The 11558-nt window shown below is 45.2% G+C and carries 6 protein-coding genes; 4 read left to right on the top strand and 2 right to left on the bottom strand.

Annotated features, from left to right (window positions below):
* Positions 1-335: 335 nt before the first annotated feature.
* The 4 genes from AC1DM9_RS33690 to AC1DM9_RS33675 all read left to right on the top strand — a co-directional run bounded on the left by AC1DM9_RS33690 (position 336) and on the right by AC1DM9_RS33675 (position 9066).
* Positions 336-5756: a glycoside hydrolase domain-containing protein gene (locus tag AC1DM9_RS33690; RefSeq protein ID WP_477584378.1), complete on the top strand. Its 5421-nt coding sequence runs from the start codon at positions 336-338 to the stop codon at positions 5754-5756.
* Positions 5757-6185: 429 nt separating this feature from the next.
* Positions 6186-6509: an L-rhamnose mutarotase gene (locus AC1DM9_RS33685; RefSeq protein ID WP_477584376.1), complete on the top strand. Its 324-nt coding sequence runs from the start codon at positions 6186-6188 to the stop codon at positions 6507-6509.
* A 127-nt stretch (positions 6510-6636) separates the two neighbouring features.
* Positions 6637-8031: an alpha-L-fucosidase gene (locus AC1DM9_RS33680; RefSeq protein WP_477584379.1), complete on the top strand. Its 1395-nt coding sequence runs from the start codon at positions 6637-6639 to the stop codon at positions 8029-8031.
* 474 nt (positions 8032-8505) lie between these two features.
* Positions 8506-9066, top strand: coding sequence for a hypothetical protein (locus AC1DM9_RS33675; RefSeq protein ID WP_477584374.1), 561 nt, complete (start codon positions 8506-8508; stop codon positions 9064-9066).
* A 410-nt stretch (positions 9067-9476) separates the two neighbouring features.
* Here AC1DM9_RS33675 and AC1DM9_RS33670 read toward each other — a convergent pair whose 3' ends face one another.
* Together AC1DM9_RS33670 and AC1DM9_RS33665 are read right to left on the bottom strand one after the other, a co-directional pair.
* Positions 9477-10352, bottom strand: coding sequence for a hypothetical protein (locus tag AC1DM9_RS33670; protein WP_477584372.1), 876 nt, complete (start codon positions 10350-10352; stop codon positions 9477-9479).
* A 683-nt stretch (positions 10353-11035) separates the two neighbouring features.
* Positions 11036-11437 carry a VOC family protein gene (locus AC1DM9_RS33665; protein ID WP_441883104.1) on the bottom strand — a complete coding sequence of 134 codons (402 nt, stop codon included), beginning with the start codon at positions 11435-11437 and terminating at the stop codon, positions 11036-11038.
* Positions 11438-11558: the final 121 nt, after the last annotated feature.

Here is an 11558-nt window from a genome sequence, read left to right as displayed (position 1 = left end):
TCAACATGTAAGCGGATTGCCTCCACTTTCGTTGTATCTTCATAATGCTTAAACTTTTGCCCTTTAACCGCCACAAAAATACACCCCCTAGAATTTCATCGGAATAACCTAGGGGTTTTTCCAATGTCTATTCTAAGGGGTGCACTTCAATAAGAGCACGGCCCTTTTTTTGTTTCTAATCGAAATCTGTTAGATTTCAAAAAATACTGTTATTTTACAGGGTTTCAAATGATAATACAATGTAATTGTGAACAGACGGCGTTGTCAACCGCCTTTGTAAGCGCTTCAACAAATGGTTTCTGAATTAAAAAAAAGAATGAGAGGATTGTTGATCCATGTTCAAGCGAACAACGTATAAAATGCTTTGTTTTATGATTCTAGCAAGCTTCTTTTATCAGAACAATACTGCTCATGTCTATGCTGATAGCGGCCAGCTGGATGTATGGGTGGTTAATGCATTGAAAGCCGTATATAGGACCAGCACGATCCCCGCAAGTCCTGGGAACAGCATTGATCTTGTTTCAGCCAGAAACGAATACGAAAATGAGCAAATTGCTGTAAGAAGCACTACTGATTTTGAGATTACTGGAGTTGAATTTTCCAATCTTGTATCTTCTGGCAATACGATCTCAAACAGCAACTTAAGCTATCATTTTGCGGAATACGAACTTGAAGATACAGTGCAACCCAATCAGTATTGGCCGGATTTGGTAGGCGAGCAAATCTATCCCTTATCAGCAATCCCCGACCCGCTGTCCAACGAGCCATCTATACATGTGGCGGCAAATTCAACTCAACCCATTTTAATAACGAATTTTGTTCCAGCCGGTGCTGCTCCTGGCTTTTATCAAGGTATGGTTACAGTGAAAACGACTTTGGGCGATTATCAAGTACCTATTGACGTTGAGGTAGCTAACGTTGAAATCCCTCAAACCTCTGAAGCTAATTTCGTTAATTATCAGTGGTCGATGACGAATGGTTTTATGATTGGAGGTAATCCGCCTGAGAATGTTGATGATCCTTTAACTCAGAATAGTTATGACGTTGGTCAGTACTATTACGGAGTGGAAACATATAGCGATGAATGGTTTGAGCTTATGGATAATTTCGCCAAAATCATGAGCGACTATCGACAGAACATGATTTGGGTTCGGACAGACTTGTTATTAAACGCAAATGGTACCAAAATGGCGTCTTTTAAAGACGGGATACCTAAAGATATCGACTGGTCCTTGTTTGATCGATATGTTCAAACCTTTATGGATAGAGGGATTACTCATTTTGCGAACATTCACTTGATCCATGCATTAGAACAAATGCCGCAAAGCGAAAGGCCAAACAAAGAAAATCCCCAAGATCCGTGGTTAACGTCAATACCTAAGAACAATTCACTACCTGCAACAGACGCTTATCTTACTAACTACTTGACGGCATTGCACGATCATTTAGAGGAAAAAGGTTGGCTTAACGATAATGGCTTCACTTGGTATCAACATACTAAGGACGAACCCAACGGTTCTAGCATTACAAACTATATGACGTATATAGCTAGAAAAGTAAAAGAGATCGTTCCAGATTTCAAAACATTGGACGCTGATGCGGGCGGTACTTTAATGAACGAAGCCATCAAACCCTATGTGGATGTTTGGGTTCCGTTAACGCCGGTTTTTCAATACAATAAGGATTTTTATAAAAAGGAGCAAGCGGCCGGCAAAGACTTGTGGGTGTATACTTGCGATGCCAATCCGGCTCCGTGGTTGAACAGATTCTGGACACAGCCCACTATGACTGGCAGGCTGTTATTCTGGAATCTTAGTCAAGACGATGTTAAAGGGCACTTGCATTGGGGATGGAACGTATGGTATGTCCCACATTATGGCGATTCCACGATCGTATATCCGGATAAGGATAATATGACGGTTAAGAGCTCGCTGCGCTACGAAGCCCAAAGAGACGGACTAGAGGATTACGAACTGATGCACAAACTCAAACAAACCAATCCTGATCTTGCCGAGCGTATAGCTGACAGCGCTGTTAGCCCTTCAGATCCGAGAAAATATACCATTGACCCTGAATATATCAGAATGCTTCATAATTATCTGGTTAAAGCTGCTGCCAGTGAACCTGTGGGTGCAATTCCCGTGCCAACGAGTCCCTACGATGGGCAAGATGTACCTATGACATACATGACCGATAACGCGACCGGCGAAATCACCTTCAACGGTGAATGGTTTGCAAAAAGCCGGAAATACGCTTATATGGGCGGTGTGCAAGCCACATTGAAAGCGGAAGATTATTTGACCTATACATTTACAGGGTCCGGAATCGATCTTATTGCAGAGAAAAATGAATACTCCGGTAAAATTGCCGTATACATCGACGATTCCGCTCCGGTCATTATTGATCTATATGAAAAGGTTCAACTCGATTCAATATCGGTATACAGCAATCATAATCTATCAGCAGGCAAGCACACGATCAAGGTAGTGAACCTAGAGAACAAAAGCCTATTCGTTGACGGTTATCGAGTGAGCATGTATGAAGGACAGCAGATCTATGACGGAACACTACAAAGTTTGGACCTGACTAGCTCACCTTCGTTTCATTTTAATAAGGACAATATTAATTACCAAGTTATCGTTCCCAGTGATGTTAACGTATTCTCCATTACGCCAACGCTTTCGGATGCAAATGGAACTCTGGAGGTCAACGGACAACGTATTGGCAGCGGAAAGAGGCTTACATTCAACATTCCTACAGGTAAAAGTAAGATCCATATTCGGTCTACCGCAAGTGATGGGGAAACCACGAGACTATATACTTTGAACTTTCTCAAAGGCAATGTGAATCAAACGACCACCAATATTGCGAGAAGTTATTCAGCGATTACAGCAACAGCTGCCAGGGAAGACAGCAGCGGATATGGCGTTTCGAATATGGTTGACGGCAGTTACGGTTCCATGTTTGCTAGTATTAGCGGGTATACTAACACCCATCCGTTCCCACATGAAATCAATCTTACTTGGGATCAACAGATGACCTTTAATACGATTGTCATGGCCACGCCATCAGGGTTATTACAGGGTATAACGGATATTGACGTTGAGGCTACTTCGGATGGAACGAATTGGACAACAATTGCGAAGAGGGTACCGATTCAATGGAATAGCAGCACAGACGACAACAAAATGGAATACACGTATGTCAATATCCCTACGGTTAATGACGCGCTGAAGCTGAGAATACGGGTCAATGACGCCAACAATACGTATTGGGGCATATACGCTTTATATGAGCTTGAGCTTTATAACCTTCCAGACAACGGAGAGATTAGTCCAATAGCAGATGGAACGCTAAGAAATTTAACAATCTCTAATGTTCCTTCCTTTACGTTTGACAACAGCACGACGACCTACCCGGTAATGATTCCTATTGATGTAAACACCATCGCGATTACGCCAACGCTTTCGGATGAAGAGGGTACGCTGCAGATCAACGGAAAGACCGTCGCCAATAACACGGCGCAGGCGATTGATATTCCAATCGGTAAAAGCATGGTTCATATCAAGTCCACCGCAAGCGACGGGACGACTTCAATGCTCTACACGTTGAACATTTTGAAAGGCAATGTGAATGAACCCGGCACCAATATTGCCAGAAGCTATTCTAACATTACAGCATCAGCTGCCAGGGAAGATAATAGCGGCTATGGTGCTTCGAATATGGTAGACGGCAGTTATGGAACCATGTTCGCGAGTATAAGAGCCAATCATCAATTTCCGCATCAGATTAATCTTACTTGGGAACAGCCGCAAACCTTTAACACCATCGTCATGGCCACAACTTCTGGATTACTCCAGGGTATTTCCAATATTGATGTTCAGGCTTCTACAGACGGAGTAAACTTTGAAACCATAGCGAATGGCGTACCCATCCAATGGAAAAACAGCGTAGATGACAACGTAATGGAGTACACCTTTGCCAATATTCCTACAATAAAGGACGCAATGAAGCTGAGAATACAAATCAATGATGCGAACTATACGACGTGGGGCATGTACGCTTTGTATGAGCTTGAGCTCTATAACCTTCGGGAAAACGGTGAGATTGGAGCTAAGACACATACGATCACAGCGAGTGCAGGGGATAACGGAACGATCAGCCCGAGCGGCGCCGTTGTAGTCGATGAGGGTGCTGATCAAAGCTTTACATTCAATCCGAACAATGGATACGAAATCGACAAGGTCTGGGTAAACGGTACCGACGTGTCAGTGACCGCCAACGTCTATACGGTTACCAACGTAACTGCCGTCCATATGATCAATGTTACGTTTAAGCCAAAGGATACTGGTGGCGGTGACCAGACACATACGATCACAGCGAGTGCGGGGGAAAACGGAACGATTAGTCCTAACGGCGCTGTTGTAGTCGATGAGGGTGCTGATCAAACCTTTACATTCAATCCGAACAATGGATACGAAATCGACAAGGTGAGGGTAAACGGAACCTCCGTGTCAGTGACCGACAACGTCTATACGTTTACCAACGTAACTGCCGGCCATATGATCAATGTTACGTTTAAGCCAAAGGACACTGGCGGTGGAGACCCTTCTACTGGTGGTGGCAATGGTACAGTCAATGGAAATACCGATTCTCATACACTTATAGTGAAAACGGAAGACCTTACCTCTCCAGCTTCCAACGGAGTTGTGACAATCATAGCCAAAGATAAAGAGAAAATTGTACTTCCTGCTAATGCAGCCGAACTGCTCGGACCTAATCAATTAGTCATTCAAATGGGTCCATTCACGTTGGAAGTACCTGCTGAATTGCTTAAACAGTTGGTAGATAAATTGTCCGCAGAAGATAAACAAAACAGTAAGATAGAGTTGATCATGACTCCCTTATCCGAATCCGATGCTAACAAACTTCTAGCGATAAGGCAATCTTCCACACTTGCACAAATTAAACTTTCCGGCAAAGTGATCAATTTTAACTTATCGATTGTCGGGAAAGATGGTAAAGTGACAAGCTTGAGCAGCTTCGATAAGCCGATGACGATTCGATTCAAAGTGGATCCTTCCTTAAATCCAAAACTGACTGGCATTTACTACTTGGCAGACAATGGTATGCTGGAATATGTGCGAGGCACATTTATTAACGGAGAATGGGTCGCTAATATTTACCATTTTAGCAAATATGCGATGCTCGAATTCAAGAAATCATTTACCGATGTTAAGTCCACTCATTGGGCGGCCGATGCGATCGAACAGTTAGCGGCGAAGCAAATTATTGACGGAACTAGTGCGGCAATGTTCGAGCCAGAGCGTTCCATCACACGGGCCGAATTTACAGCTATGCTTGTCAAAGCATTGCATCTGACATCAGTAGGCGAATCGAAATTTACGGATGTGGCGAAGGGCGCCTGGTACGAAGATGCAGTTTCCATAGCTGTCAAAGCAGGCATAAGTAAAGGAACAAGCACAACGACTTTCGATCCCGATGCGAGAATCAAACGTGAAGAAATGGTCACCATGATGATGCGGGCGTATGTGATCTTGAAAGACGTCAAGTTGAACGGAAATACGGCTTCTTTCTTCACAGACGAATCCGCTGTGGCTGCCTGGGCGCTTGATTCAGTAAGAGCGGCGGCGGCACTTCATTTTATTAATGGACGCGATGCATACAAATTCGTTCCGAGCGGTATTTCTTCCCGTGCCGAAGCAGCAGCTTTGCTCAATAGAGTTTTACAGTAAACATGTTAACCCACAAGTCCTAAATAGGGAGTCTTCGTTGAGACGATAGAACAATCCAATATAGGACTTGCTTGGGCACATCCTAAGTAGAGGAACAGCTCTTGCGGCAGCCTATGATTTGCCAGTTGTTCCGCATGTCGGAGAAATGGAGCAAATTCACCAGCATCTTGTGGGTGCAACGCATAATGCGATTATACTAGAATACTTTCCTTGAATTCGTGATATATTCGTTGAACCCGCAATGGTGAAAAATGGGTTTATGTCCTCCCAGAAATGGCGGGTGCTTAAACAGAGGTCATTCTCCAGTATTTTGATAATTATCGTATCCGATAATTGTTAGTATAGAAAAGAAGATGGATAAACCAACTGGCAGCAATTCCACCTCTATACGTTGTCCACCTTTTATATTTGAGTCAAAGAGGGATGACAATGAAAAGATACGGATGGATCATTAAGGTGAAAATGGATAGGTTAGCCGAATACAAAGCGTTACACGCGGCAGTATGGCCTGAAGTCTTAAATCGGTTAAAAGAAAGTAACATCCAAAATTACTCTATATACTACCGAGATAGGAATCTCTTTAGTTACTTGGAATACACGGGACAAGACTTCGAGAAAGATATGGCTAATATGGCTGCTGACCCGATCATGCAAGCGTGGTGGAAACTAACAGATCCGTGTCAGGAACCAGTTGATTCCGCTTCGGAAGGAGAATGGTGGACGACAATGGAGGAAGTATTTCATATGGATTAGGGCGTTTCTTCAAATTTAACTACATAGAGTGATTGAGTTAAAAGAATTTGAGGAAAGTCTTAGACAAACGTAAAATTTTCACTTCGAAGTGACACGGAGAACAGAAGGAGGCAACAAGGTGAACGATATGGAAATCAAAGAACTTCAGCAAGCTGAAGTTCCGGAATTGAATGAAGGCGTCCACGGATACAGCAGCGAGACGAAATGGATGAAACCAGAAAATCCGATTACTCTGGAAAGATTGGAATGGTTTAAGGATCAGAAATTGGCCCTAATGATGCATTGGGGACCTTATTCGCAGATCGAGGCCGAGTCCTGGATTCTCAGCGATGAAGACGGTGAATGGGCGCGTAAAGATGTCGACTGGACGAGCGATTACGAAGAGTTGAAGCGCGAATATTTCGGCCTGAACCGCACGTTCAATCCGTTCCGCCTCCAACCGGAGGTATGGGCGGAAATCGCCGCCGAAGGCGGGTTCAAATATTTGATCTTTACGACCAAGCATCACGACGGATTTTGCATGTGGGACACACATACGACGAATTACCGGATTACCGGCATCGAAACACCGTTTCATGCACACCGCTATGCCGACGTTTGCAAGCATGTGTTTGACGCTTTCCGCAGCAAGGGGCTTGCGATCGCCGCTTATTTCTCGAAGGCGGATTGGCATATGCCGTATTACTGGGCGCCAGGAATGGAGAGGGGCCGCGATACGTGGAGAGGACCATCGTACTCCCCCGAGGAATATCCGTGGCTGTGGGAGAAATTCGTCGATTTTACCCATGAGCAAATCATGGAGCTGATGACCCGTTATGGCCGGATCGATATATTGTGGCTGGATGCGGGCTGGGTCAAAGCGAGTGACGAGGTTAAGCAGGACATTCGTTTGGGCGAGGTCGTCGAGCGAGCCCGTCAAACGCAGCCCTGGCTGCTGTCCGCGGACCGTACAGTCGGAGGGCCTTACGAGAATTATGTGACGCCGGAGCAAGCGATTCCGGAGCGACCGCTGAACGTACCGTGGGAAAGCTGCATTACGATCGGCAAACAGTGGGCCTTCAAATACGATGATCAGTATAAATCGGCGAGGGAGATCGTTCGAATTCTGATGGAAATTGTATCAAAAGGAGGCAATTTAGCGCTGAATGTAGGTCCTCAGCCCGACGGACGATTGCCGGCCGGGGCGGTCAAAAGCATCAAGGAATTGGGCGCATGGATGGAGGTTTACGGCGAGGCGGTATACGGTACACGTGTGTGCGCGCCGTATTATACCGGTGCCTGCGCATTCACCACGAAAGGAAATACCGTGTATTGTACTTACTTATATGAAAGCGCAGATGCAACCGTCTCCAAGGTCGTTTATATTCCTTATCAGGAGCCCGTTTCCGGCATTGAGCTTGTCGGAAGCGACGTCTTGCTGCAGGTTGAGCGTACGCCAGAAGGTATCTCGATCACGCTTCCGGATTGCGAATTGAACGGGCAGGCTCCGATCGCCCATGTTTTCCGCATGGAGAAGGGCTAGGGGGAAAGTGAGTGATAAGATAAAGTCGCGTAAATCGCGGCTTTTTCTATTTATGGGAGCAAGTTCTTGTCATTGCATGGTGTCAAGAACATCGTCCCAATCCCGTTTTGTGACAAGAACATAGTCCCATTCCTGACGGATGATTAATAGAGGGGGAGGGAGATTACCTAAACAGTAAGATCGACCAAGCCTAGGTTGAGTAACATAACGATTGCTAAGTAATATAGGGCTTACGCTTCAAAGTCATATTGAAAAAAACGAAAAGCATGCCTGATTTCTGGCGTGCTTTTCGTTTTTATTTTTATCAACGCCTATATCCAAATTGATTATTATCTATTGTCTTTAGGCTACAAACTAGATTGAAGACAAGTTATTAGCTTAGATGGGTGACTTTATTCTGTGTATTAAATAACCCGTCTACAAAACCGATAATAGTAAAGGTAGGAAATTATTGCAAACAAGGGAGAGGCTTAAATGTCCAAATGGGGTAAAAAGAGCATATACATCATTCTGTGCTTAGTCACGATGGCAGTATTTGCAGGTTGCGGAAAAGAGAAAACCGAAGAAGAGAAATTACAAGAACAAGTACAGCAGACTTTCAAAGATGCGGGGATACAACTAGATAATTCGTCTCAGTCAGATGAAAAACCTACTGTAGAGTCAGAATTAGCGGAGATCAACAACTTCGTCACCAGAGATATTTGGAACGATGGTCTTGTAAACATCGGTCACTTTGCCCACAGTGGTACTTCTGCAACAGGAGAAACCATAGATATGGAATTCATGATCCAGCAACTCGGCAAGGCGATGGAAAAGAAAGCAGAATACGATAAGTATATCCAAGGAATAGATTCAAAATATGGTGAAGTGAAACAATTATGGACGAAGGTTTCAGGCGAGATTGATACTTTGTATAAAAAACTTCAAGATAATCCTCCAAAGCCTAATGACGCAGACTACGAGTTTGATACCGGATTGTATCAGCAATACAAAGATGCTTTTTCGGAAGAAGTAGAAACACTAAACCAAAAGTAATAAACTACGTAATTCAGATGTGGAGCAGCTTTGTAAGATGACATAAGTACTATTTCATTAAAGGCCGCAAAAATCGCGGCTTTTTTTATTTAAATGATCAAGTTCATATTGGGTCTAGTACAGTCGTCATCGAAAGATTAAACGAAATCAATTTCAAAAAAGTGCTGAATAATATGACATACTGTTGTCATCATTCCCGCCCAATAAAAAAGGTTGAGAATAATTAAACGGGTGGAGGTATCACCATGATCCCATCAAACAAAGTAATTCTTAATCAATCCTGAAAATGAAATTGAACCTTCAAAAAAGCGAAGACGAGCAAGTGTGCTCGTGTTGTGCAGGAAAACTGCATGATATGAGCACTGGAGTAGGCGGAAGTGAAGCTCGTGGAGAATGCACCGGCCGAAGCTTCAGTCGGTCGGTGCGGCGTACTTCCTCACGTCCGGCTCAAATGTCGTTCCATTGGACAGGTCCACCTCCAAGTGGGTAGTTCCGCGATCGTCTGTCAGCACGAGCATGCGAGAGCCTACTAGGGGAACACGGTCGGAACTGGTGCGCATGTGCGCTGAGATGACCCAAGGAGTACCGTCGACGATGTAACCTACCTCGACCTTGAATATCGGGAGATCGAAGAGCCAGCAGTTCGTGAAGCTCACGGTGGTCAGTGTTCCGATGAACGAGCAGCCCTCCACTCGGAGGCGCTCAATGTCACTCTGACGTAGCCGGGCATGCGCGATCGAGCCGGGCAACCGTAAGAGCGCGATGGTGGCCCAGAGGGCGAAGGCGGCTCCGATGACAGCGCCAAGCTCTGGCGGGATCGTCGGCGACGTCCCGATGGCCTCGAGGTTGAAGGGGCGCGACGGATCGCTGATCAGCGTCCAGATCAGGAAGACTCCAGCGATTATGACGAGTCCTCCTGCAATCGCGAGCGACACGAAGAGGCCGGCGACCCTGGTCTGTCCGAACTGTTCTACCGCTCGCAAGTACACTCCGCCAGTCACACCGATTGCGACGAACAGCAACACTACGGCGACGCCCACCGTGACCGGATGACCGAGGAGCATACTGATCGCCGGTGTTGGCGCAAGACCGAGCAGGGCACCAAACGGCAGGGAGCCTGTCAGCGCCCACAGTGCAGCAGCTGCGAACAGCCACGGCAGCAGCGGAGTCGCGCGTCCGACGCCACGTCCCGGCAGCAGCGCAGTCATTCGTCCGCCTTTATCCGTAGTGGAAAACAGCGGCAGCATCTCACTGTGCTCATGTTGTCCCTCTGCAGCATCCCTCATAGATATCCTTCACCTCCATAATTTTTTTGCTGTATTTTTCCACTTATTGACTACTATATTGACTCATTCCCGAAGACTTTACAATAGGAAATAAACTCACGAACAAGCATTAGAAGGCATGAAGAGAGCTGGATTTCACATAAAATATGGGCCTGTTGATGAGCCTTGGGGTGTTCGAAGATTGTATGTACACGACTCGATTGGTAAGCTTACCAACATTCTTGCTCATGAACATTGATACTCTAACAGACAATCGTAAAGGGACCCTGATTTCTACATCTAATGCGAAAGGATAGTTCAATAAATCAGTAGCGAAGCTATGGGTTTGAAACCTTCGTGGGAGTGACAGCAACTTTATAATTAGGGTGTGTTATGGAGCCAGTTGTAGGATTAGATGGGGCTAAAGGAGCCAGCGTCGTTCAGGCTTTTCTACGAAGGAACGAACCGTACGGGATATTTGAGAGTATTGCGCACGAGTAGAACGGTTTTGAACGACTGGGAGAATTGCTTGATGAATTGAACGTACTCTCGGGCAAGGTGCCGATCATTATTTGGGAATATTGTTTCTATTGGATGAAAATTGGTGGGCAATTTCTCCAGAGTTTTTAGAGGAAATCGAAAAAAAACTACCCGAAATAAGAGAAAACGCCGTTGACCTTAAGCAGGTGACCGGCGTTTCCAAATTAGCGTTTCGGCATTTTGCTCTCATCCATGTACAGCAGGTTCCAACGGTGACCGTCCAAGTCGGCAAATCCTGCGCCGTACATCCAGCCGTCATTTTCACTCGGCTTGCCAAAGATGCTTCCTCCGGCAAACTCTACTTTTTGAATAAAGGCATCTACTTCTTCTCTGCTTCCAGCGCCAATGGAAAATATTACTTCTGCGCAACGGGAAGTATCTGCGGTTTTTGAACCGGTAAATTTCTCAAACGCCGCATCCGGGAACAGCAGAATCGTTGTTTGGCCTATGGCAAGCTTGGCTCTCTCGTTACCAACGCTCACCGCATGGAATCCAATCTCATTGAAAAAGGCAGTTGACTTCTCAACATCTTTGACTGGTAGGTTAATCCAAATCTCCTGTGACATGGCTGTAGCCTCCTGGAATGAATTTTTAACTTCTCCTACTATACTCTACTTCTGGCTGTAGAAGCGAATCTTATAAAAGAAACAGCAAAGTATGACATTCCTGTCATGCATCCTACGATTT

This window comes from Paenibacillus sp. 01T431 (genome assembly GCF_056398625.1).
Note: the sequence above shows the minus strand (reverse complement) of the source record. Positions and strands in the feature narration are given on the sequence as shown.